A 22,959-nucleotide genomic window follows, 5' to 3' on the forward strand; every position below is an offset into this window, starting at 1 on the left:
ATCCCACAAGGAGCCAGTCAATGTTCTCGGCTGCCCGAGAACACTTGAGTTACAAGAAGAACTGCATTCCCGACGATAAGTATCATCATGCTTATCAGCAGATTATCGACGCTGCCGAACTTCACGATTTGCCCTGCGATGTATGGAAATCCGAATAGGCCAATGAAGTAGGAGAGCGTGAAGACTTGAGACGCAATTGCCAACGATGTCCCATCCGTTTCAGCAATGTACACGACCATACTGTTCAGGGTCGAATAGCTGAGACCGTATCCCAGCGCGAACATCATCGTTCCGAAGATGTAGTTCGCCGTACTGCCTACATTCACGAAAAGAATGAATAGCCCCGCGATAGTGCATATGATGAGAACCGCGGCTACGCGTTCAAGGCGAAATCTTCCAATTACCGGCGCCACAGCAAACCGCATGAAGACGGCTGTCAGCGTGAAAACCAGAAAGAATGTGTCGGCAGACTGCGATCGCGATGCAGCGTAGAGCGTTTGGAACGTAAAAAGACCGGCGAAAACGCATCCCCCAAGGCCGATCATGATGATCGGATATCGCGTGTTCGATTCGAACGCTTTTAGCACGCCCTCCAGGGTGAGACGTATGGTTGGCAATTTGGTCTGAGGAGCTTGCGCCAACCCCCTACCGGCGAATTCCAAGAACGTCGCGCCAACGAGACATGCAGCCGCAAATAGGGCGTACACCGCAATGTAGGATCCCGCAGTCACCGCGACGGTGTGCGCGAGAGGAGAAGCAAGTCCGATACCCAGCATTTGCGACCCGGATAGCAAGGTAAGATACTTGATGCGGGCTTCGGCCCGCACGTGGCCAAGGACTTGAAGAGGCGCCAGCATATAGAAGCCGGACCACCCAATGCCGAGAAAAAGTCCTCCGACGTAGGCGAAGAGCGTTAAAGTTGACGCTAATGCGAAACACATCATCGCGCCCGCCATCATCACTGCGGCTACGGTGATAGTTCGCATTAAGCCAAGCGAATCCGCGATCCGGCTGACCATTAGCGAACACAGTATCGTTGCGATCGTACCGGTCGAGATAACGGCTCCGGCGGTCGTGGCGCTTTGTTGAATGGACCGCAGAGCGTCCACGAGAAAGAAGCTCGAACCATAGGACGCCGCCAAGCTGATACTACCAAGCATAAAAGGAATGGACACTTCTAACGGGATCGCACTGGGCAGTTTCTCGGCAGGAACGATGTTCGCGACTGTCATGCTGCAATCTTTCCCGGAAGGCATCGTTCAATATCTGAGACCGCCAACCTGCGTCCATCGATCTTCGGTGCCCCTCCATTTCGGTGAGGTGAAGGCGTCGAAGCGCGTGCGGCAACTGGATGGCCGCTATGACCGAGCCAGCGCCATAAGGCTTCTGTTATCTTGGGCATCAGCGGCCAGGCCAATATACTGAATCCCATAAGCCAGGCGTAAGCGGTCTTATGGTCCGGCGAACCATCAAGATGATCAACCCATTCGATAAGCGGCCGCGACGATTGCGATACCCGCAGACGGTCGAGCGAAAGCGCGGCGCACTGCTTTTCGTAGAGTCGATCCAACGTAACCATCATCGCACTATCAACGTGACATCCAGCGAGAGAAGGCATCGAGTTTAGGGACTCCGTGCAGCGGTCGATTGCCGCAGATATCTTGTCGAGAACCGCGTTGTAACGATCGACCAAGCGCCCTGGCACCAAGTCGGTCTCGGTTTCTTCCGGGCAGATTTCCGACAGGTACACTCTGAGGACGTCGACCGATATATTTGGAATTCGAGCGATTTCGCCTGCCCAGATCACATGGCCGCGACTCGTGGAGAACTTCGAACCGTTCAGCCGAAGGAAGTGATTAAAAAAAATTCGATCAAATGGGCGGAACGAGTTCTGACCCAATGCGCATCCAGTAACGCCGACAAGCATCGGGATTGTGTTATCGATACCGGTACCGCCAATGAGGAACGCATTGGACTCGCGCGCAAAAGGATTGGGCTTGTGGGTGCCCTCCGTGTCCTTGTAACCGCAATAGAGAGAATGAGCGTAGAGTAACGAGGAGTAGCTAAACAATATCTGCTGGCTGTTGAAATGTCGTGAATTCCAAGCCAGCCCGTGTAGTCCCGGTACGGTCAGGCGCATTTGCTGGCCTTTGCGCGCGACGTACCGTGTCCCTATCTCCAGAAAGCTGGATTCGATGGCCGTATCGTCCCACGTTCGTCGAAATAGGTCCTTTCCCGAAATTGAAAGGAACGCGGAAATGTTTTCCAGCCATTCGACGATCCGCCCGCGGCTGGATACCGGATTCAGCGCTTCTTCTGGTTCAAAATGATGTCCACACTGTTCGCAGAAGAAGCTCCCGGCAGATGCCAGGCAAACCGGGCAGGTTGCACCAAACCAGCCTCCAATGCAGAATCGCTCTTCTGGTGCGGCACTAGAATCCGCATCGTCCACTGGTAAGCGCCCCGCGAGGAAACGAAGCGAGCCTGCTGCAGATAAGGCGCCCATCAGCGCGTTGCCGACCTTCGAAAAGCGCTGCAGATTGCTGCCATACGCTGGATCATCGAAATGATCGAAGACGACACCGACAGAGGCGAGATCTTCAACAATTTTGATATGGAAGCCATGTGCCAGGGCGGACGGGTCAATGCTCTCAAGAGCCGCTCGGACCAGGACATGGTTCTCGAAACCGTCAGTCGTCAGTCCAGAACGAACATGATGCCCCGCCCTCTTCAGGTGCTTCTGTACAACATCCATTCTGAGATATGGCCCAGCGGCATGCCCCAGATGTGCTCTGCCATTGGCCGTCAAGTTGACGGGAGATATATACACATCAACGGGATGCGTATTCGCTTCATTTATCCGCGGGACCGTTGGACTTTTTTTCATAGCTTCACAATGACTTCTATGAACACATATCTGGAAGCATCCAAACAGGTGCCAGACATCGCCGCTGGGACACGAAGGCGTATGCGACTTATGGGGTTATGGACGCAGTCCGACTGCGTATCTCAAATTGGTCTCCATACGTCGAAGACCTATAGCGTTCTGTTTGAGATTTTAGAGTAGACGACGCTGTTTCGCGGGATACTCGACGTATCGCTCTACCTCAGCTCGCAACATAGGTAACCTCCTGACCAACCGCTGCTTGGAAGCGATCAGTTCTGACGCCGTGAACGAAGCAAACGGCGCGCCAACTGAAAACGCTTGATTCTGAGGCTTGTCACGCCTGCGTTTCGTCAACTTTCCTACATTGGTCACGAATCTCACAAGTGGTCCCGTAAAGCCGGATGAGAGCGGTTTTAGGCAGAGGGGTTTCTATTTTTTCGCGACCGTAACCCAGCTGCGGCCAGCTGGTGATGCCGACGACTTGGGGCGGCGACCAGTCCGGACATAGCTTGTTTCCGCGGATCAACGCGTCACAGCCAATCGCTCACCATTAAATTAACCTGGGGTACGCCTGCACAACAGGCCGAGGTGCCATCCTAAACATTCCGCGCAATCCCTGGTTCAGGCGGGGGACTCGATCCGGGATCGATATCGCTGAGGCGCATACATTCCGTTGGTAAGCGGCAAGCTGAGGCCGTTCAGGGTTTGAAGTGCCAGGGCATGAGCGCATCGATCTGAGTGATCGGCCAGCGCTTCGCGATCCGATCAAGAGTTTGTGTGAGCCAGGCGTGCGGGTCGACGTCGTTCATCTTCGCGGTCTGCAGAAGCGTGGCGATGGTCGCCCAGGTCCGGCCGCCGCCATGCGACCCGGCGAAGAGCGCGTTTTTTCTCGTGATGGTTTGTGGCCGGATCGCGCGCTCGACGGTGTTGGAGTCGAGCTCGATGCGGCCGTCGCTCAGGAAGCGCTCGAGAGCGGTGCGCCTGGATGTGGCATAGCGGATCGCCTCGGCGAGTTTGGATTTGCCGGACAGGCGAGGCAGCTCCTTCTCCCACAGATCGAACAGCGCTTTGACGATGGTGGCAGACTTTTCCTGGCGTGCTTGCACCCGCGTTGCAGGATCCTGGCCGCGGATGTCGGCCTCGATCGCCCAAAGCCCGGCCATTGTCGTGACGGTCTGTGTCGCCAACTGCGAGCTCTCGTTGACGTGAAGCTCGTAGAATCGCCTCCTGACGTGGGCAAAGCAGGCTGCCAGCGTCACGCCCTCATTGGCGCCCGCGGACCTCGCGAGCCGATTATAGGCGGCATAGCCGTCGACCTGCAGGATGCCGGCAAAGCCTGTCAGATGGCGTTCGACGCATTCGCCGGCGCGGCTGTCCTCGAAGCGATAGGCGACCATCGGTGGACCGTTGCCACCAAATGGCCGATCGTCGCGCGCATAGGCCCACAGCCAGGCCTTTTGCGTCTTGCCGGATCCGGGAGCGAGCGTCGGCAAGGTCGTCTCGTCGGCGAAGACCCGCTCGCCCTGCTTGATCTTCTCCAGCACATAGTCGGCCAAGGGCTGCAATTCGAAGCCGACCTTGCCCATCCATTGTGCCATCAGCGATCGGTCGAGATCGACACCGTCACGCGCATAGATCGCCTCCTGCCGGTACAGCGGCAGCCCGTCGGCATATTTGGCCACCGCGATCTGGGCGAGAAGCGCTTCGGTCGGAAGCCCACTCTCGATCAGGTGCGGAGGCGCCGGCGCCTGAACTACACCGTCGCGATTGCGATAGATGTATTTCGGGCGCCGCGTCACGATCAGGCGGAACTTCGCCGGCGTCACGTCAAGGCGCTTCGACACGTCCTCGCCGATCAGAACCTTCTCCAGCCGTTCGCAACCCGGAGGCACCTCGGGCTCGACGACGATCTCCACCCGCTCCAGATGCGCGCCGAACTCCTTGCTCGGCCGCGGCGCCCGTTGCGGCTTGTCCTTGCCGCCTGCCTTGGCCAGTTCGGCTTCAATGGCCGCCACGCCGGTGGCGATCTCGTCAAATACGAAGGCGATCTGCTCATCGCTGGGCTTGTCGCTGCGCAGACGTTCCGAGCGCGTGCCATAAAGCGTGCGCTCCAACATCTTCACGATCGCCGTCAGCTCCACGATCCGCGCGTCAGCCGCCTGGTTGATTGCGCCAAGATCGGCGTTCGCCGCAGTCAGTGTTGCAATCTCGGCCTCGATCGCCTGCCGCTCGGCCGCCAAGGCGAGGATCAGCGCATGGGCATCGGCAAGGGTCGTCGGAAGCTCTGCAACGGGCGGCGTCATCGCCGTCCATCACAGCAGAGTCGCCGCCAATCTTCCAAACCTTTCAGCGCCCCGATTCAATTCGCCGCAGGTTATCAACCCATCGATTGCGGGCGCTTCACAACCACCGGACGCACCTTCGTCCAGTCCAGCCCGTCAATCAGCGCGAGCAACTGTGCATGGTTCAGCCGCACCCGGGTCGGCGCAATTTTCGGCCAGCAGAACCTCGCCTCCTCGAGAGTCTTGGCAAACAGGCAGACCCCGCTGCCGTCCCACCAAACCGCCTTGATCCGGTCCGCTCTTTTCGAACGGAACACGTATAGCGCCCCGCTGAATGGGTCGGCACCGCCATCTCGCACCAGCGCCATCAAGCCGGTCGCTCCCTTCCGGAAGTCGACCGGCGTGCTGGCCACGTAAACTTGAACACCTGCCGGGATCATGCCTGCCGAACCGCCCGGATGACCGCGGCAAGGCGCTCAGGCTCCACGTCGCTGCCGATGCGCACCGCGACATCGCCGACCACAATTTCCATCGTCTCGCCCGCCACGGCTTCAAAACGCGCGAACTTGACCGGTCGGGCTCGCTCCGAAAGCGGCGCGACCATTCCCGAAGCCAGCGCCTTGCGTCGCCACGCAAACACCTGCGATGGATCAAGCCCGTGAGCGCGCGCGATTGCCGACACGTTCGCCCCCGGCGCGAACGTTTCCCCGACGATCCGCTCCTTCTCTTCACGCGACCATGTACGGTAGCTCCGCCCCGGACTAACCGAAAGCCGCTCAGGTGTCGCCATGATAACTTCGAAGCTCTTAGTGTCAGACCTATGTTCGCTCATATGATCTCCTGGGAACAAATCACCAGGAGATTCTCTGACAATCAAACGCCACCCGCTATCTGGGGTGACCTACACGCTAACTTCCGTTGCGCTACTACGCCGAAACGGCCTCGGACTGGCTCTGGGATACCGGGCCGGATCACCTGTGCACCCGTCTTTCGGAACACGCGAGCGCTGCAGGTCTCTTGGCCGCCGAGCTCATTGGCCTGGCTCGTTGGGACGTTGCGTGCGATGTTGAGGCAGAACCACGGAAATGGCAGCAGCATCGAGCAACGCTAGCTGCACATCTTCCGTTTCGCGATCTGATCTATCCCGTCATTCGCTCATTCAGCCACAGTGCAGAATACGTGCAGCTTAGTGTGGCTCACTGTGGCGTCGGAATCGCTGAGGATGATACGGACCGCGTCTTGGTTCTTCACCACTAAATCAAGCGGTCTGGAATGGGACTTTCGATCCGCCGTTCAATCATGGAGGCGCACGGAGGGCGTCTGTCATTTGTCCGCAAGTCGGAGCCCGCTGCGGCGCTTCAATTCACTCTGCCGCTGCATAGGAAAGCCATGTCGTGATTGGACGTTCTGAGTCGCCGCACGACCACAGGAAGGCCGGGGCGCGTCAAACGGTCGTCTCGTCGTCGTGGACGATGGCTCAAGGCCGATCGCTCAAGAACCTCTTCAATCCGTGCACCCGGGCATCGCCAATTTCGGACGGCTCGCGAGATACGGCGGAGCAAGCTTCTGGATGTTGTCAACAGTCTGGTTCTTGCACCTGGTTGGCGGATTGATCGGTTCTCGATTTCCAGACCGAGCTGCCTTCATTGACTAATCGGCCCGAGATTGAAGCGTTGGCGAAGAGGTTCCGATCCTTCCGGCCCACAGGCGTTCCCACGAATATGTGGAACGAACAGTTTTGTCTCATAACCGCCGAACCACCGATGCCGGGACAAGCAATCTATTCGCACGCGGCGAGTTCAACGATCGTCGCCGTGTCGAGGACCCTGCCGGCAAGGTCCTTGATCAGGATCTCGTTTCCAGATTCGGCGAGTTCATTTGCCTTGGCGACAGCTTGCTTTGCGGAGGAAACAACGACCCGGATAGCACCGTTGCCGCTTCTCGAATAAATCTGATATCCAACGCCACTCATCGTGCCTCGCTCACGAAAATCTCTAACGTTCCTACAGATCCGCGCCTAGTGCAAACGAGCCACAGCTCACACCTTCCGAACGGAGCGAGTGCCAGGCGCTGGTCTGTAAAGGATCACTGGACACACCATCTAGCCGGCCGTTGTACGATTGAGAAGGCGCGTCGAAAGATGTTGATGCGTGGCTGGGTTTGCCATCATCGCGGCCGGCATCGCGAAACGCTCAGGGCGCGGGCCGGTTTCTGAGCGGCATCTCGCGAGGCCTCCCTTTCCGAACAAGCGCAGCGCCGCTAGCCGCTACTGACGCTGAGATGTTTTCCACTCCGTCGCCGAGCATGCCCGGAACGGAGCTTTGGCGACGATATTTCTGGACCAATCAGCCGAGCTTGAAGCAGATCGATTTTCCCTCGACCGTACACTTGGCTTCTGACGAGGCTGGGACGCCGATCTGATGCTCAGTCTGTCTATTGGACTGCGGGTCAAAGCGACCGCCGCTCGATTTGCCGCCATCCTTCGCGACATCGTTCTGGCAATCGACCCTTCTGAATGTTCCGCGCGTCAGCCTTTCGGTCGGCCGCTGCAGGTCGGCGCCTTCTCCCGGCAGCACTTGGCCGTTTAGGGAAGCCTCCTGCCGGTCGACCGCCGAGCGCTAAACCGAGTGATGGACGATAGAGTCCGACCTCGATGCACCACGCCAAGGGGCTGGGACAGCCACTGGTTGCTGCGCCTCCGAACAGAGGCAGATTGGTCACGCTTGGCAAATGGCCGCTATGGATAAGCAAGCAAGACCGTGCCAGATGCATCCGGGCACGGGTTTAGAGAGGTCGCTGACGTTCGTCGATCGGCACCTGACACACGAGGCGTAGTGCCAGGCCATCTATGGTTTCTCAAAACGGAATGCGCCTTCACACCAGAGGCCACGGCGACCTGACGGTTGCTGCCGAAGACGTCCGCGGCTCGCAGGTCGTAAAACTATCCGAATGCTTCACGGCGTGCCCGAGCACGAATTCTCGATGATGACGCTCGCCAGCCCCTTCACATGGACGTAATGAAGCTGCGGATGATCTAGGGCGGGGTTCCTTCGCAATCTGGTGCTCAACACGCTGACAGACAAATGCTGGCATGCACATGATGAAGCGATCATGGACAATCCAGATCGCGGGTCAACCGCACCCGCGCCAGCATATGACGCTGTGGCAAAGCTCCTCACATTCCGCCCGCATTGCCGCTACCAACGCCCGCACGCAAAGAATGCACAAGTTCTCGCTCGACGAGATCGGCCCTTCATCAAGCGAACCTCTAACATCTCCACACCGTCAGCGTGGCCTCATCTCAGCGCGTTGCCGTACGCTGAAGCGGCAGACTCGGAGCCCACATCCGCTTGCCCCTAAACGCGACGTCCTGATTCTCCGTCTCCATCGTTTTCGCGCCGGGAACGACGGAGATCTCGGCAGGATTGGTGAAAGCTCCGAACGCTCAGGCCACCCTTTGCGTGACAACCGTCGATATATCATGTTGGTTCGGGTTCCTGTAGCGCTCGGCAAGACTTTTGAACACCTCACCCATCTGACCTGAGCGAACAGTAAACTCCCCATAATTAGGATCAAAGAGGGTCGTCATTCCATTCGATGTCGACGTCGCGATTGTGTGTGCGCCACCTGCGGCGAAACGCAAGCCGATCAAAAAGATCGACGGATCGGCGGTGACTTCGTTCACTATCTCGGCAATGCGCGAAGATGAGCCAAACTTATATCGCGTCTGTTCGTCGGATGGTTCCAAACCCGCTTCATGCAGCATTGTACTTCTTGCCTGAAGGTTGTGAGAACCTCGCGCCCCATCGTTTCGCAGCAGAGTCTTGATATCTGCATATCGCTGCTGTCGCGCTGCCGCCGAGGCATGGTTTGGTGTGCCTGGGTGCAGAGCGCTCATTCTGGATGAGGGGCTGCTGTGGAGATTGAGTAGCCACTCCGCTGCCAAACCAACGCAGATACCGTTGACATTGGCCCCGGGCAATTCAGCGGTCCTGTATTCGAACAGAGCATGGATCGGCCGCGCCGGAGACGATGGACTGGAATCGGAGGACAGGGAGGATGTGCTCGGGTCGGAGGGGTCTGGACTGTAAACGTTTGTCTCTGAGGTATGTGGCCTGCTGCAGCAGCTCCCCATTTGGTCGAGCAACTCCCCATCTGACAGGCTCTCCTGTCGCGCGCATTCCGTAAGTGCTTGCGCGAAGCTGCCATTGTCCACCGACTGACCCGATACATCAGCCCGATTGGAGCCTATGGATTGTCCGCTCACTCGATTATACATGATGGCTCGCCTGCCTCTTAAGCGCACGTTTCCTCAGAGCGAGTGCGGGATGCTCATGCGCTGCCTGTGAAGGATATTGCCGCAAGCTGACCACAACCTGACGAGCCGGCAAGCTTGGAAACGTTATCGATTCATGTCCCCTATTGCAGGCACACCGTTTTGATCGCCAGCTCTGTTCCAGGCGGATGGCTGGGACTGCGAGCACGCGGTTCCGCTTGAGGTGGTGCCCGCCCTCGATAAGACTTCCGTTGTTGCTCCTACCCCACGTTCAACGCGGCTTTCCACAAGCACTGGCTTGAACGCCGCCAAACACTCATTCGAATCCCATCACGCTCACAATGAATGTAGCCGCGGTGATGCATATGAGACAAATCTTGCCGATTCAGTGAACTTTACCGGCCACTTGCGCGGCAGCAGGATTGCCGGCTGAGCCTCCCCACGTTGTCCACTGGCAGAAAAGCCCGACATGTCCGGCAATCGCGCTGCCCTCCGGCGGCGCAGAACCGACATTTCTGTGCTGGCCCCAGCCCCTCTTCCAAGCTGATATTGATGCAACTCGTCATGCTATCGCGCTCATCCGTGCAAATAACATTGCTGCTTCGGACGGTCCTAGCCCAACTATGCCTACAAAGCTCGGCGGCGGCGTTGGGATGTCCCGATAAGTAGGTTTCCACAGGTGCAGGCAATACCGACTGTTATTCACATATTGCGAAAGAGGCGGATGCAATTGCATCACGCACTCCTCTTCATCCCAAAACAGGTCTTTTACGAAGCACATCTCTTCCCAGTTTGGACAACGCCGCGCCGTCGAGACAGCGACGTGCTCCCAGGTAGGACGAACTAATCCACTGATCTTGAGTTCACACCCGCAGGGCCCCTGCACAAGAAACAGGCCGCAAGGGCCTGATCCAGGAACGCTGGCGAACTGCCCGTATTTTACCCGGCCAGCCTCAAGCTTCTCTATGATCTGCGCTCGCACGTCCCCTCCTTTGCCTCGCGGATTGCTTTGAAGTCGACGTAGATGACGTTGTCTGGCAACTGATCAACCGGCGCCAGCTCGGTCCTCACCCCGGCGTTCCAAAACCACTCTTCAGCGAACCATCTGCCGAGAAATACGCAGATGTCCATCATCACTTGCTCTCCTAATTCTTGGTTTACGAACGCTCATATCGCGTTTTAGGACACGACGGACACGCTCATTGCCCCTTGATTGCCAGGCCGCGCACGATCCGCTCGATACGAATCGGCCAGTTACACACCCATGGTTGACCCGACGGGCAGACCCGGTGGACGACTTCGTCACCACGTCGAGCCTCGCGTGGGCCATCTTGCTCATCTATGCTGGCAGGCTTGGGCTCTCTTCGCCGAACAGCGCCGGCCTGCAGGCAGGTCGGCTCTTGAGCCTTAGCACGTCCAAACAAGTATTCATTGCCCTGCCCGTGCAGATCAGCTGGTGATGTGCTTGACCATATGAAATGGGTCGAGGCCGATCATGGCCCATCAACTCATCGACGATGGACCGATCGTCATCCCGGCGGCTCCATTTGATCGCATGTGATACCTGCTTGTAGATTCCATTATGGCTCGAAAGCCGCGCACGCTCTGCCGCCACTATGATTCGAACGGGACGGCGCCTCGGTCCGCGCCGTCATGTGGGTCCTCGATAGCTCGCAGCACTCGCTTCTCGTGGTCTGAAACAGTGCCAATGCGTCATCTATGTGACCGTGATCAGGCTGTAAGAGCGCAAACTCAAACCAGTTCGCATCGGAGCCGCAGACGGCTGAGCCAACATGTCATTAAGTGAACTGCCAACATCTCAACGCTTTTCTTCCATCTAAGCGGCTCTTCGTCAGCTAGCGGTCAGCGAAGACGACTAACTTGGCTTGCTGCCTCAGGCTGAACCGCGATCAACGGCGATCTTTCGGACGACATTGTCGTCGTATGTCGCTTGCGACGGACCTACTGTCGTTTGCTTTCAGACATCGGTGTCGCGAATTCGACTAAGGGCAGCTAGACCATGGCGCTGAACGCGACAAATGGCATTTTTCTATTGTCAAAGCGGCGCCGGTACATCTCCGTTCGTGGCATGCTGATTGCTGCGGTCAAGAAAACGATGCGAACAGGACGCGCCATCGGTCGTCAATTCACGACGGGCTATTTGTGTTGTCCGGAACGCTGCAGCTCTAGGCAGGCCGGCAATTCGCAGGGTTCTTCGTCTGAGCGACGATACGAACGGAATTCTGACACTCGAGCCCTTGAAGGAAGACCGCGAAACTCATGAGTGATACGAGACATCCAAACGCGAGCCTGCTTCCGTGGGCCAGCGCATCGTGGGATGAATGATGCACTGGCGCACACCAAAGCAGCCCATGATCAAGCAGTATGGCGCTGATTGCGGATCTTGGCCGACGCAAACGAAATGGAACCTGTGGCCACTGGTCGGCCTGCTCCTAAACGCGCTGCTCTGGGCCGGTATCTGCTGGATCGTCGCAGCGCTCCTATGAGCGAAAACGAATCGAGGGCGATGTCTTGACAAATAGTGCGGCACACGAGCGCTCTTCGACCACTCGTATGCCGCGACTGTTCCGATCGAATCGTGCGGAGGATGAAGCAGGTACACCGCCAGTCTGGCAGTGGAAATCTCTTTCCTTGACTTGGTTCAAGTCAACACCTGGCGGATTACCTAGACACGACATGCGGCTCTCTCGCGACGCAAACGAAATAGGCGGAGATAACAGGACAACGCCTCGAATCGGCGGACTGACATGACCCGCCAGCATGCCGGCTGACATCGGCTATTACCCGCGCCCAGATGCGCAAAAGGCCGCAAACGTGCTTTGTGAAGCCAGCGCAAGAATGGCGACAGCGATCGCGTCGCCAGACTCGGCGGCGTTCCGATCCCATCGCGACAGGAGCAGGCCGTCATATCAACATGTTGCACGCGGCCACCTCGTCCCCTCTCCCCCGAGATCTGACGCCCCGCCGTACGTCTCGGCTCATCCGGCGTACAGACTTGCAATTGACTCGGCGCCACGCGCGCCGAGCGGCCTTTGCTCCACGAATGAAATTGCGAACCGGTATGCCCGGGGAGGTGGTTGAAGCGCAGCGATCCCTTACAACTCATAATCGGACAACGTATCGTTCTCGTTTATGCGCGCCCGCCAGTCCTGGGCACGCAGAGCCAGCTTGTCGTATTCGATGGCAATCTTAAGAAGCCTATCTCTGGATTTGCCGTAAGCGAGTGCTTCCGCCTTCTTTCGCGTTGCTTCCGCACGGCCTCGCCAGTGATGGGGCTCGTAGAGTTTACTTTTCGGATTCATGTCGGTGAGCATGCATTTTTCAGATCAAAGAAATGCGACAAGCGCGCTACGTACAATTACGTAACAGCGATGCTCATCTCGTTGGCTACGCCGGCGTGCGATGCCCAGGCGCCGCCCAGCAATACTGCGTACACTGTTTCATCCGACGTCCCTCGCACAGGCGTTCGCCTAAGACGGAATATGCACATTCCAACATCTTCACACGATTGGGCCCACGAAGGGGCTTGAATCGCTCGTTGCGTCAGATTGTACGATCCTCGACAAGTGAGAACCACCTTCGACAATCTCGACGCTTCCTGACAGATAATGAGAACCGCGCGTCCGGGCCCATTTTTCGGTCGTCAGGTCATCTTGCGTTTGGCGCCGAACAACAACCGCTGCAACACCGACTTGAATGGATATCATGAGTCAAAACCAACGACTTCGTTTGGCTTCGCTTCTCAATGCCAACTATCGCGCTATCGCTCTTGCTGTCGCAATGACAGCCGCAATCCCCGGACAGGTAAATGCGCGCGATCAAGCGCCGACCGCGGAGGAGAAGGAGGCTTGCATGGAGGACGTGTTCCGCCTGTGCAGCAGCCACATACCTGATCGTGCCGCCATTGCGTCTTGTCTCCGATCAAAACAAGCGAGCCTCAGCCAGCAGTGTCGCTACGTGATCTCCGTTCGAGATACTGGCAAGAAGAACAGTGACTCAAAGTGAGGGATCCCCGGCCGTGAGCGTGCGAGCTCACATTCAGAAATGGATCAAGCCTGATCTTCCTCCAAGGCAGGCGATCAAGCGCGGGCCGTCGAAAGTCGTACCAATCGGTTACAACTGACAGAAGCTCTGGCCCACAGTGCTTGTTCGGATAGGCGAATGCACAAATTACCCTTCGATACGGTTCTAATCGCCAATAGGGGCGAGATAGCTGCACGAATCATCAAAACGTTACGGAAGCTTGGACTCCGTTCTGCGATTGCCTACCACGAGGTAGACGCCCTGACCCCGGCCGTCTCCATGGCCGACTTGGCGATTCCGATTAGCGGCCGCACGCCGGTGGCGAGCTATCTGGACATTGCGCAAATCATCGCTGCCGCTCGCAAGGCGAATGCCGGGGCACTGCATCCGGGTTATGGATTGCTTTCCGAGAGTGCGGAGTTCGCCAGGACTGTGATCAAGGCAGGTATTACCTTCATCGGGCCTGCTCCGGAAACCATCGAGCTCATGGGGGACAAGATCCGGGCCCGCAATTTCGTTCAGCGTAACGGCTTTCCAGTCCTTCCCTGCGCCATCGAAGAAGATGATCCGCCGACATTCGTTTCGAGAGCGCAAGCTGTTGGATATCCTTTGCTGGTGAAGCCGACAGGGGGCGGTGGGGGCAAGGGCATGCGGATTGTCCGCGACCCAGATGCACTGGAAGCAGCTATCGAGCAGGCGCGCAGTGAAGCGCGTCGCTGCTTTGGAGATGGCCGACTTTATGTCGAACGATATCTCGAAATGCCGCGGCACATCGAAGTACAGGTGTTGGGTGACGCCTTCGGTAACCTAGTCCATCTCTTCGAGCGTGAGTGTTCGGTGCAGCGCCGCTTCCAGAAGATCATAGAGGAGACGCCCTCGCCCGCGTTATCACCAGAATTGCGGACGCGCATTTGCGACGCCGCGGTCGGCATCGCCCGTGCGGCGCAATATCAAAATGCTGGAACGGTTGAGTTCATTCTCAGCGAAGGCGACTTCTACTTTCTCGAAATGAATACCCGCCTTCAAGTCGAGCACCCAGTGACCGAGATGGTCACTGGCGTCGACCTGATCGCCGAACAGGTTTATGCCGCAGCGGGCCGCGAACTCGCGCTTTCGCAATCCGATATTGCTTCGAACGGGCATGCGATCGAGCTTAGGCTGTACGCGGAGGCTCCCGAACGCGGATACGTCCCAACCACTGGCAAAGTACTTCTTCTCGAGTATCCGGACGGCGTACGGATCGATAGCGGCATCATGCTGGGTCAGCACATCACGCCGGAGTTCGATCCGATGCTTGCAAAGATCATCGTGCATGCACCAAGCCGCATAGAAGCTGCTATGAAAGCCCACCGTGCGATTCGAGCACTTGTTCTACTTGGGTGTGAGACCAATGCAAGCTTGCTCGCCCGGATCCTAGCCGACGAGGCATTTCTCGGCGGTCAGCTTCATACGGGATACCTTGAAGAAAACCCGCATCTTGCAGCGGACAATTTTGCTACCGGATTGTCTGCGTTCCTGGCATCCGCCGCTCTGCTGACGAGACCGGTGCGTGCTTCCGCCGACGCCGTGCCCGAGCTTCACACAGCATTCGGCAGCTGGAGAAATTGACGTGTATCACTCATTCGAGGTCGACCGCGTAGACCATAGGCTATGGCTTTCAACCAGCCAGCAGGGCTACCGGCTCCATTTGCGCGACCAAGTAATTGCCCCCGTCGCGTTCACGCAGCACAGTGAGAGTAGCGGCATCCTGACCATTGCGGGGGAACGCGAACCGGTCAGGTTCGCCATTGATGGCGACCTGATTCACCTGCATATACGCGGCAGAACCCGCATTGTGCACTACAACGACCCATTGCGAGCGCTCACTACCGCGAATGACGAAACACGCCCTCTAATCGCCCGTGCGCCGATGCCTGGCGTAGTTGTTGCGACTACCGTTTCGCCTGGCCAATCAGTCTCGGCGGGAATGGCGCTGATGATGATTGAGAGCATGAAGCTGGAGACGATCATACACTCACCGCAGGACGGCATCGTCGATCGGATTCACGTCAAGGAAGGCGAAAGCTTCGAGCATGACGCTGTGCTGGTCACGCTGTCCGAAGAAGGGCGCTGAAATGCAGCGGATCGGTTCCGTAGCGGACGTTAACTCGCAGGCGTTTCGCCGCAATGATTTCCATAACAGACAGCTTGCGGCCGAATTGAAGGAACGGCAACGCGCTGCCCGCTTCCACCGGCCTGAACGGGACTTCGAGCGACTGCGTCGACAGAACAAACTGTTTGTTCGCGAGCGACTCGCAGCCTTGCTCGATCCGGAAACTCCGTTCCTGGAGCTTTCCACGCTGGCCGCCAACAAGGCATATGATGGCGAGGTGCCCAGCGCCGCGCAGGTCGTAGGCATCGGCATTGTGGCGGGTCGGGAGGTGATTGTTCATGCCGACGATGCCAGCGTGAAAAGCGGCGCATGGTATCCGCTCTCGGTCAAGAAGATTGTGCGGGCCCTGGATATCGCCATCGAGAACCGTCTGCCGGTGATTCATCTGTGCGACTGCGCCGGCGGGTTTCTGCCTTTGCAGGCGGAATTCTTTGCGGATCGCTACCACGCCGGTCGAATACTCCGGAATCAATCCATTCTCTCGAAGATGGGAGTGCCGCAGGTCGCCATCGTCATGGGCCACTGCACCGCGGCAGGGGCCTACGTCCCCGCGCTTAGTGAATACAACATTATGGTCGAAGGTACGGGAGCGATTTTTCTCGGCGGCCCCCCGGTCGTAAAGGCTGCCACCGGGGAACACGTGTCGGCCGAAGATCTGGGCGGCGCCCTCATGCATACCAACGTGTCGGGCACCAGTGATTACGTCGCAAGCTCCGAGATGCATGCAATTGCGATTGCCCGCGACGTCGTCGCTCGGTTCCGCCAACCGGCGAAGACTTGGATCGATCGAGTGGCTCCTGAGCCCCCCACCTACAGTGCTTCCGAACTCTACGGTATCATTCCAAAGGACGCCCGAGCGCAGTTCGACATGCGAGAGATCATCGCTCGCCTGGTCGATGGCAGCCGATTTCATGAGTACCAGCCGCGTTTTGGCACGTCACTTGTGTGTGGCTTTGCGCGGCTTCATGGATATCAAGTCGGGATCCTTGCCAATAATGGCGTGCTGTTCAGCGATAGCTCGCTGAAGGGCGCTCATTTCATCCAATTATGCGACAAGAATCGGACGCCCCTGCTCTTCCTGCAGAATGTCACGGGCTTCATGGTTGGCCGCGAATATGAGCGGCGTGGGATTACCAAGGACGGCGCTAAGCTGATCATGGCAGTATCCGGAGCGTCCGTGCCAAAGTTTACGATCGTTTGCAATAGCTCGCACGGCGCGGGAACTTACGCTATGTCGGGACGCGCGTTTGATCCTCGATTTGTGTTCAGCTGGCCTAATTCCCAGATATCCGCGATGGGCGCCGAGCAGGCCGCAGGCGTTCTCACCCACGTCAAGGCGCGACAGTTGGCTCGCGCGGGCGGACGTCTCTCCGAGCAGGAACTGGCAGCCATTCGAGAGCCACTTCTTGAAGAATATCACGAACGATCCAGCGCCTATTATGCGACCTCCGAAATCTGGGACGACGGCATCCTGGATCCTGTCGACACCAGAACCGCCCTCGCAATTGCATTGAGCGCTTCGCTCAATGCGCCGATCGACGCGCCGCAGTATGGCGTATTCCGGCTGTAAAGCAGGACCGAACACGAGATGCAGCTTGAGATATACCACCTTCCGCAACCGTCAGCAGGTAGAGTTCGATGACGGCCGATCCGTGAAAGCAGTAGAGCATGGTGTTCGTGACGTTCTGTGCACCTTCACCTGCAATCTGGCCGGTTACTTTCTGGTAGCCATGAGGTCGGGCTTCGACCCGAAACAGGTCATGGAAGCTCGCTTCAACGCTCGACGACGCGGCGCCCGCAGGCCGAAGGCTTCCGTGGACCGGATCGGAACACCGCGCTCAAGAGACAGCCGCGGCAACCACCGGCGCGAGACATTTACGTTGGCGCTGGCGTCCACGCGCCTGCACTGTTCTGATCGGCCGATGAGCTGTCCTGACAGCACCATAAAATGGAGAGCTTGACCCTCACGTAGCGTCAGGTTGTAGCCTCCCCGAGGGCCCCGCACCCAACCAACCGATACGCACGGGTCAATGAAGTATCAGCCGCTCAGGTTGGGCGGCAGGCAGCTGCTTCGATGCACCAATGTCATGTCTCTTCAACGAAAACACCGTTGAACGGACGAGCCTCAGCTTTGGACACGGATCCTGGAAAGTTCGATGGAAGCGCTCAAATCGATCATTGGCAAAGTTGCCAGCGGCGCCATTCTGACGCGTGAGGAAACCGCGTTAGCCTTCGACAGCATGATGTCGGGACACGCGACCCCTTCGCAGATCGGCGGCTTGTTGATGGGAATGCGGGTCCGCGGCGAAACGGTCGAAGAAGTTACCGGTGCAGCCTCGGCGATTCGGGATAGAATGCCGCAGGTCGAGGCGGCATGCGATCCCATCGATATCACCGGCACGAGCGACGGCTCCATGTGGTCGGTTAACGTGTCGACATGCGCCTCCTTTATCGTTGCCGGGGCCGGCGTTCCTGTTGTCAAGAACGCCAACCGCGTTGCGTCCTCTGGTTCGTGTGCCGCAGACGTGTTGGCGCGCCTCGGCGTGAAGATCGATCTTGAGCCTGAGGCGGTTGTGCGTTGCGTGCACGAAGCTGGCATCGGCTTCATGTTTGCGGCGCCCCATTATCCGGCGATGCAGCGCGTTGGCCAGATTCGGACCGCACTTGGGACCCACACGATTTTCAATCTAATCGAGCCTCTGTCCAATCCGGCCAGGGTCAAGCGGCACATGATCGGAGTATTCTCTCGCGAATGGGTCCAGCCTTTGGCGTATGTATTGAAGAACCTTGGTGCGGAATCGGTATGGGTGGTTCATGGCTCGGACGGACTCGACGAAATAACACTTACCGGCCAAACCTTTGTTGCCGCGCTTGAGGCGGATACAGTCCGCACCTTCGAAGTGACGCCGGAAGAAGCCGGGCTCCGCCGCTGCAGCAAGGAGGCGCTGGAAGGCGACGATGCCGATGCCGCCGCGCTGCAAAGCATGCTTGATGGCGCACCAAGTCGATTTCGAGATGCCGCGCTTTTGAATGCGGCGGCCGCTTTGATTGTAGCCGGCCAGGCCTCAACGCTGCAGGAAGGCGTTGCACTTGGGAAAGAGTCGCTTGATCGCGGCGCCGCGGCCACTCGTCTTAAGCGCCTGATCACGGTTTCCAATGCGTGACAGCGGGGTTGCTCGATGTTCCAACGTTCTGATCAACGCCAATGCTCACAAGCGCGAATGGATTGCAGCCGCGAACGCGCGGCTGTTTGTGCGAGCTTTCGAAGATGGTGTTCCCGTCTGTCCGCGCATTGATCAAGCAATTCGCCTTAACCGCGCGGCGCGAGAGCCCCCTTCTTTATCGGCAAGAGCCTGTTGCGGCACACAGTTGAAGTGGGGGAGCGCGACGAAGCGCTCGTGCGCTGCGCTCCAAAGGAGATCATCAGCAATGTCCTCACAGGATATGGAAACACTCGGATCCATTGCAACGATAGAACACATCATTAGAAAGTTTCGGGAATTGATCGACACGGACGGATCGATCCCGCCGGAGCTGCGAGGTGCGCTGCACGCGACGCTCGATGGACATCTTCTCGATGCGAAAAAGCGTGTTCTCTTGAGAGTCAATTAGCGTGCCGATGCTGCTCCATGCGGAAAACATCCGGCCGGACTGTTCATGGATTCGTCGTCGCGATCGACGGCGCGGGCAGAATTGCGACTCGCCGCCGACACATGCATCAACAGGGCACTCCCAAGCGGGAAACCTCCTCGCGCTAAGCTGCTCGGCGAGAGGGGCAGCCATTGGTTGCGCAATGCGACACCGTGCGCCCAATAGCAGGCGCAAAGGTATCAAGGTCATCCGCGCGCAACGGAGACACCAGAATTGGAGTAAAGCTCCAGAGGCAGGTCATGAGCCACCAGTTCCCTCCTAGGATTCGGGATACCCCATCGGTCCAAGCGACCGAGTTCCGTCAGGCCATGCGAAATCTGGCGAGCGGTGTCGCCATCGTGGCGACGGGAAAGGCAGCCGAACGACGTGGACTGACGGTCAGTTCGGTGACCTCCATTTGCATGGAGCCACCGTGCCTGCTCGTTGGCATAAAAGTCGGCTCCGAGACGCATGACGGGATACTTGCCAGTCGCAGCTTTGGAGTCAGCCTTCTGCGCAGTGACCAGGTTGACCTTGCGCTACGTTTTGGCGGTCAGGAGGGTGCGAAAGGTGTTCACCGCTTCGATACCGCGCCCTGGAAACAGGGCATCCTCGATGTACCGCTATTGCCGAACGCTTTTTGTGCGCTCGAATGCGTCCTCTACGACCACAAGGTGATTGGCACACATACCATCTTTATCGGACGAATCATCGCGACCCAGGTAGGCCTCGGCAATCCATTGATCAACTTCCGGGGCGCGCTTCGAGCCCTGCCGCTTGATTGAGTGCGATTTCCTTTACAAGCACCGTTCGGTGAGTGCGGCGTTCACGCGAGCCTGTGACGCGTTAAAGATCGATGACCTGCATTTTCATGATCTGCGTCACGAACGCACCTATCGTATTTTCCCGTGAGCTGCGATCCCGCGCCAGCACAAGAGGTGAGCGACCCGCTCAAGCTGGACGACCTCTTGATGCGAACAACAGCGCGTCCGAGGCAGGCATGGAACACAAGAGGTTGGAATCGGGCACGCTGCTTCGTCCCCGGAGCCGAGGTTAACCGGAATTACACTCATCTCGCGAAGCGAGTATAGAGACGCTCGACGCCGGGTTCCACCTCGAGCACGAAGATTGCTCGATGTCGAACCGCTGTTTAGCGCCGGCATCCGCCCGGTAGACGCCGCTGATCTTCTCGCCGGCCTTGGCATCAACGTGTTTAAGGCCAGTGCCCGCAGACATCCTCACGGAAGAGCATTGGGTGAACGGCAGCTTGTGGCGCATCCCGAGGCCGCGACAGCGGCGCCTAGTCTAGCGCCTTGACGCGATTTAGCCCTTCTGCGACGAACCTTGCCCGCCTTTGCGCTTGCGTTCCTGCACTTCGTAGCTGGCCTTGAGCGTTGGGTCGCTTGTCTCGCCGGCAACCCATCGGCATCGCCGCCGTCCCGGGCCGGGTCTTGATCGCGTCCGCAGTGTCTTTCATTTCCTGCCTGTTCCGGCGCCGGGTCGCCCGAAGACTCGCAGACACGTGTGAAGACAAGATAACAGCAAGCGGCCACGAGGCCGCTGAATTGCGGGGAATGTAAGCTGCGCAGTTAGCGGAGGAATTGAGCAGAACAGCTACAGTTCACGAGAACAGCCACCGGCTCTCGAGCTTGCATGCTGGATCCTACCAAGTTTGGTAGCTGTTTATTTCAACCGGCGTAGCATCATTGCCTGCGGCAAGACTTAGACTTCAGAGGCCCACCTGACCCACAACGTTGGGGACTCTGAACGTCTTCGCGTTAGATCATGATGCGATCAAATGGATTCTATCACGATCTTCTGCGAACGCTGAAAGTCGATTCAAAGGGCGTCAGATCTATGTCCAGCAACCCATTCGAAGCCGCGGTGATTCTCGACGGCATCCGCCGCTGGGTCGAGATCGAGTCTCCAACGGAACGGCCGGATCAGGTCAACAAACTGGCTGATCTCGTCGCGTCGGGCTATCGTGACTTGTCGGCCAGCGTCGACCGCGTTGCGGCACGTGACGGCTGCGGCGATCATTTGGTCACACGCTCGTCCTGGGGGCAAGGCGTACCGGGCATTCTCGTGCTGAGCCATCTCGACACAGTTCATCCAATGGGGTTCATCGAGCGCCTGCCGTTCAAAGTCGAGGGCAATAGGGCATTCGGCCCAGGGATCTATGACATGAAGGGCGGTGCCTATCTCGCGTATCACGCGTTCCGGCAGGTTTGCGCCGATGATGCCCGCCCTCCGCTCGGCATCACCCAGCTTTACGTATCGGACGAAGAGATCGGTAGCCCGACCTCGCGGGCGTTGATCGAGGCCGAGGGCCGCAAGGCCAAGTATGTGCTGGTGACCGAACCCGCGCGCGAGGGCGGCAAGATCGTCACCGGACGCAAAGGCGTTGCGCGCTTTGAGGTCTTCGTCAAGGGCACGCCGGCCCACGCCGGTGCGCGCCCCGAAGATGGCTGCAGCGCGATCCGGGAACTTGGCAATGTGATCCAGACACTGGAGGCGATGAACGATCTCAAGCGTGGCGTCACCGTCAATGTCGGCGTCGTCCGAGGCGGCACCAAGTCCAATGTGATCGCCGAAGAAGCCTATGCGGAAGTCGATATGCGGGTGCCGACCATGGCTGACGCCGACGAGTTGGTTCCTAAGATCCTCGGCATCACCTCACGCACCCATGGTGTCAGCGTGAAGGTTATCGGCGGATTGAACCGTCCACCGTATGAAAAGAGCAACGCCGGCGCCGCACTTTACGATCACGCCAGGAGCCTTGCCGCCGGGCTCGGCTTCAAGCTGCTCGATGTATTCAGCGGCGGCGGCTCGGACGCCAATTTCACCGCGCCGCATACCGCAACCCTCGACGGTCTCGGCGTCGACGGCAAGGGCGCCCATACGCATTATGAGCAACTCTACATTTCGTCGATTGAGCCGCGCGCCCGGCTCCTCTATCGCCTCTATCAGACGCTGCAATGATCTTCGCTCCAGTGAAGCCCGCGACCGCGACGTGTACTGAATGACGGCACGCTCGCACATTCGCGCGGCTCGTTCGAACGGCGCTAAGTGATCAGCTACCATCAGGCCGACTTGTCGAACACAATCGTCGGATCTCGCCGTGGGCTTGCCACGTCAGCGCCCGATAGATGCGCATTGAAGCATTCAATAACGGCACAGCGGACGTTACATCCGCTATGGCTGCGAAGACGATGGATGCCCGATCGCGAAAGCGTGGGTATTTCGGCAACAGCCTCGCCGCTTGCGAACCTCGTCTCAAGCGACTTTCTGACGCAGACCGTGGCGCAGAATTGCTGTCGACACGACACCGCTTGGCATCGCCTTACCGGCAAACCTGAGAGCTTTGGCATGTCCCGCGGGTTGCACAAGAGGGCTTGAATCGGACGTAACGTTAAGTTGTACGATCCCCAAAATCGACGCGAGTCTTCGTCTGCCGTCGCAATCGTGAAGGATTACGGATGTCTCACCTCGTCAGAACATACGCTGAGTGTTGGTCATGATCCTCATTCCCGACAGCAAATTGGTCGAGACGCTCGTGCAGCGAGTCTTGATCGTAGCGCCGCGGCTCGCAGCTAGGTGTGAACGGCCCGGCATTCCAGAACCGATACTATGCGGCTGTCTCAAAGCGAGGCGCCAGCGAGACGGTGATGATGCCGGAAGAGATCAA

Annotated in this window: 17 protein-coding genes and 3 pseudogenes; 10 read left to right on the forward strand and 10 right to left on the reverse strand. The window is 58.2% G+C overall.

Going from position 1 to position 22,959, the window contains the following annotated elements; genetic code table 11:
• Positions 1-17 precede the first annotated feature (17 nt).
• From XH92_RS34880 to XH92_RS34900, 5 genes are all read right to left on the reverse strand, one after another.
• On the reverse strand, positions 18-1,232 hold the full coding sequence (locus tag XH92_RS34880) for an MFS transporter (protein WP_246787869.1): 1,215 nt from the start codon (positions 1,230-1,232) through the stop codon (positions 18-20).
• Complete coding sequence (locus tag XH92_RS34885; protein ID WP_246787870.1) at positions 1,229-2,755, reverse strand: class I tRNA ligase family protein; 1,527 nt, start codon at positions 2,753-2,755, stop codon at positions 1,229-1,231. The genes XH92_RS34880 and XH92_RS34885 overlap by 4 nt, the downstream gene beginning before the upstream one ends.
• An 830-nt stretch (positions 2,756-3,585) precedes the next feature.
• Positions 3,586-5,190, reverse strand: coding sequence for an IS66 family transposase (locus XH92_RS34890; protein WP_194456174.1), 1,605 nt, complete (start codon positions 5,188-5,190; stop codon positions 3,586-3,588).
• Between the two features lie 74 nt (positions 5,191-5,264).
• The gene (gene tnpB, locus XH92_RS34895; RefSeq protein WP_194456175.1) at positions 5,265-5,609 is read right to left on the reverse strand and encodes an IS66 family insertion sequence element accessory protein TnpB; all 345 of its coding nucleotides are present in this window, start codon (positions 5,607-5,609) and stop codon (positions 5,265-5,267) included.
• Positions 5,606-6,001 carry a transposase gene (locus XH92_RS34900; protein ID WP_194456176.1) on the reverse strand — a complete coding sequence of 132 codons (396 nt, stop codon included), beginning with the start codon at positions 5,999-6,001 and terminating at the stop codon, positions 5,606-5,608. Before XH92_RS34900 ends, tnpB begins: the two co-directional genes overlap by 4 nt.
• 89 nt (positions 6,002-6,090) lie before the next feature.
• Here XH92_RS34900 and XH92_RS44000 point away from each other — a divergent pair.
• Positions 6,091-6,567 (forward strand): annotated as a pseudogene (locus XH92_RS44000) (ATP-binding protein); the annotation flags it as partial.
• 382 nt (positions 6,568-6,949) lie between these two features.
• Here XH92_RS44000 and XH92_RS34905 read toward each other — a convergent pair.
• From XH92_RS34905 to XH92_RS34920, 5 genes and pseudogenes are all read right to left on the reverse strand, one after another.
• Positions 6,950-7,141 (reverse strand): hypothetical protein, encoded by a 192-nt coding sequence (locus XH92_RS34905; protein WP_194456177.1) that lies wholly within the window; start codon positions 7,139-7,141, stop codon positions 6,950-6,952.
• A 368-nt stretch (positions 7,142-7,509) separates the two neighbouring features.
• Positions 7,510-7,696 (reverse strand): annotated as a pseudogene (locus XH92_RS44005) (ISL3 family transposase); the annotation flags it as partial.
• Between the two features lie 918 nt (positions 7,697-8,614).
• On the reverse strand, positions 8,615-9,448 hold the full coding sequence (locus XH92_RS34910) for a YopT-type cysteine protease domain-containing protein (protein ID WP_194456178.1): 834 nt from the start codon (positions 9,446-9,448) through the stop codon (positions 8,615-8,617).
• A gap of 960 nt (positions 9,449-10,408) precedes the next feature.
• Positions 10,409-10,579 carry a hypothetical protein gene (locus XH92_RS34915; RefSeq protein WP_194456179.1) on the reverse strand — a complete coding sequence of 57 codons (171 nt, stop codon included), beginning with the start codon at positions 10,577-10,579 and terminating at the stop codon, positions 10,409-10,411.
• Between the two features lie 1,982 nt (positions 10,580-12,561).
• On the reverse strand, positions 12,562-12,780 hold the full coding sequence (locus XH92_RS34920) for a hypothetical protein (RefSeq protein WP_194456180.1): 219 nt from the start codon (positions 12,778-12,780) through the stop codon (positions 12,562-12,564).
• Positions 12,781-13,627: 847 nt separating this feature from the next.
• Here XH92_RS34920 and XH92_RS34925 point away from each other — a divergent pair.
• The 9 genes and pseudogenes from XH92_RS34925 to XH92_RS34960 all read left to right on the forward strand — a co-directional run bounded on the left by XH92_RS34925 (position 13,628) and on the right by XH92_RS34960 (position 22,253).
• On the forward strand, positions 13,628-15,097 hold the full coding sequence (locus XH92_RS34925; protein ID WP_194456181.1) for an acetyl/propionyl/methylcrotonyl-CoA carboxylase subunit alpha: 1,470 nt from the start codon (positions 13,628-13,630) through the stop codon (positions 15,095-15,097).
• 1 nt (position 15,098) lies between these two features.
• Positions 15,099-15,602: a biotin/lipoyl-containing protein gene (locus XH92_RS34930; protein ID WP_194456182.1), complete on the forward strand. Its 504-nt coding sequence runs from the start codon at positions 15,099-15,101 to the stop codon at positions 15,600-15,602.
• Position 15,603: 1 nt separating this feature from the next.
• Positions 15,604-17,211, forward strand: a complete 1,608-nt coding sequence (locus XH92_RS34935; RefSeq protein WP_194456183.1) for an acyl-CoA carboxylase subunit beta — start codon at positions 15,604-15,606, stop codon at positions 17,209-17,211.
• 25 nt (positions 17,212-17,236) lie between these two features.
• Positions 17,237-17,602: a hypothetical protein gene (locus XH92_RS34940; RefSeq protein ID WP_194456184.1), complete on the forward strand. Its 366-nt coding sequence runs from the start codon at positions 17,237-17,239 to the stop codon at positions 17,600-17,602.
• Between the two features lie 195 nt (positions 17,603-17,797).
• The gene (trpD, locus tag XH92_RS34945; RefSeq protein ID WP_194456185.1) at positions 17,798-18,805 is read left to right on the forward strand and encodes an anthranilate phosphoribosyltransferase; all 1,008 of its coding nucleotides are present in this window, start codon (positions 17,798-17,800) and stop codon (positions 18,803-18,805) included.
• A gap of 265 nt (positions 18,806-19,070) precedes the next feature.
• Positions 19,071-19,253 (forward strand): hypothetical protein, encoded by a 183-nt coding sequence (locus XH92_RS34950; RefSeq protein WP_097675029.1) that lies wholly within the window; start codon positions 19,071-19,073, stop codon positions 19,251-19,253.
• 278 nt (positions 19,254-19,531) lie between these two features.
• Complete coding sequence (locus XH92_RS34955; RefSeq protein ID WP_246787871.1) at positions 19,532-20,056, forward strand: flavin reductase family protein; 525 nt, start codon at positions 19,532-19,534, stop codon at positions 20,054-20,056.
• 7 nt (positions 20,057-20,063) lie between these two features.
• Positions 20,064-20,177: pseudogene (locus XH92_RS43315) on the forward strand (site-specific integrase); the annotation flags it as partial.
• A 951-nt stretch (positions 20,178-21,128) separates the two neighbouring features.
• Positions 21,129-22,253, forward strand: a complete 1,125-nt coding sequence (locus tag XH92_RS34960; protein ID WP_194456186.1) for a M20 family metallopeptidase — start codon at positions 21,129-21,131, stop codon at positions 22,251-22,253.
• Positions 22,254-22,959 lie beyond the last annotated feature (706 nt).

The organism is Bradyrhizobium sp. CCBAU 53421 (genome assembly GCF_015291625.1).
Lineage (GTDB): Bacteria > Pseudomonadota > Alphaproteobacteria > Rhizobiales > Xanthobacteraceae > Bradyrhizobium.

Coding starts and splice junctions, on each gene's coding strand:
- XH92_RS34880 (WP_246787869.1), bottom strand. CDS start 1,232: ATGACAGTCGCGAACATCGTTCCTGCCGAGAAACTGCCCAGTGCGATC.
- XH92_RS34885 (WP_246787870.1), bottom strand. CDS start 2,755: ATGGATGTTGTACAGAAGCACCTGAAGAGGGCGGGGCATCATGTTCGT.
- XH92_RS34890 (WP_194456174.1), bottom strand. CDS start 5,190: ATGACGCCGCCCGTTGCAGAGCTTCCGACGACCCTTGCCGATGCCCAT.
- tnpB (WP_194456175.1), bottom strand. CDS start 5,609: ATGATCCCGGCAGGTGTTCAAGTTTACGTGGCCAGCACGCCGGTCGAC.
- XH92_RS34900 (WP_194456176.1), bottom strand. CDS start 6,001: ATGAGCGAACATAGGTCTGACACTAAGAGCTTCGAAGTTATCATGGCG.
- XH92_RS34905 (WP_194456177.1), bottom strand. CDS start 7,141: ATGAGTGGCGTTGGATATCAGATTTATTCGAGAAGCGGCAACGGTGCT.
- XH92_RS34910 (WP_194456178.1), bottom strand. CDS start 9,448: ATGTATAATCGAGTGAGCGGACAATCCATAGGCTCCAATCGGGCTGAT.
- XH92_RS34915 (WP_194456179.1), bottom strand. CDS start 10,579: ATGATGGACATCTGCGTATTTCTCGGCAGATGGTTCGCTGAAGAGTGG.
- XH92_RS34920 (WP_194456180.1), bottom strand. CDS start 12,780: ATGCTCACCGACATGAATCCGAAAAGTAAACTCTACGAGCCCCATCAC.
- XH92_RS34925 (WP_194456181.1), top strand. CDS start 13,628: ATGCACAAATTACCCTTCGATACGGTTCTAATCGCCAATAGGGGCGAG.
- XH92_RS34935 (WP_194456183.1), top strand. CDS start 15,604: ATGCAGCGGATCGGTTCCGTAGCGGACGTTAACTCGCAGGCGTTTCGC.
- trpD (WP_194456185.1), top strand. CDS start 17,798: ATGGAAGCGCTCAAATCGATCATTGGCAAAGTTGCCAGCGGCGCCATT.
- XH92_RS34950 (WP_097675029.1), top strand. CDS start 19,071: ATGTCCTCACAGGATATGGAAACACTCGGATCCATTGCAACGATAGAA.
- XH92_RS34955 (WP_246787871.1), top strand. CDS start 19,532: ATGAGCCACCAGTTCCCTCCTAGGATTCGGGATACCCCATCGGTCCAA.
- XH92_RS34960 (WP_194456186.1), top strand. CDS start 21,129: ATGTCCAGCAACCCATTCGAAGCCGCGGTGATTCTCGACGGCATCCGC.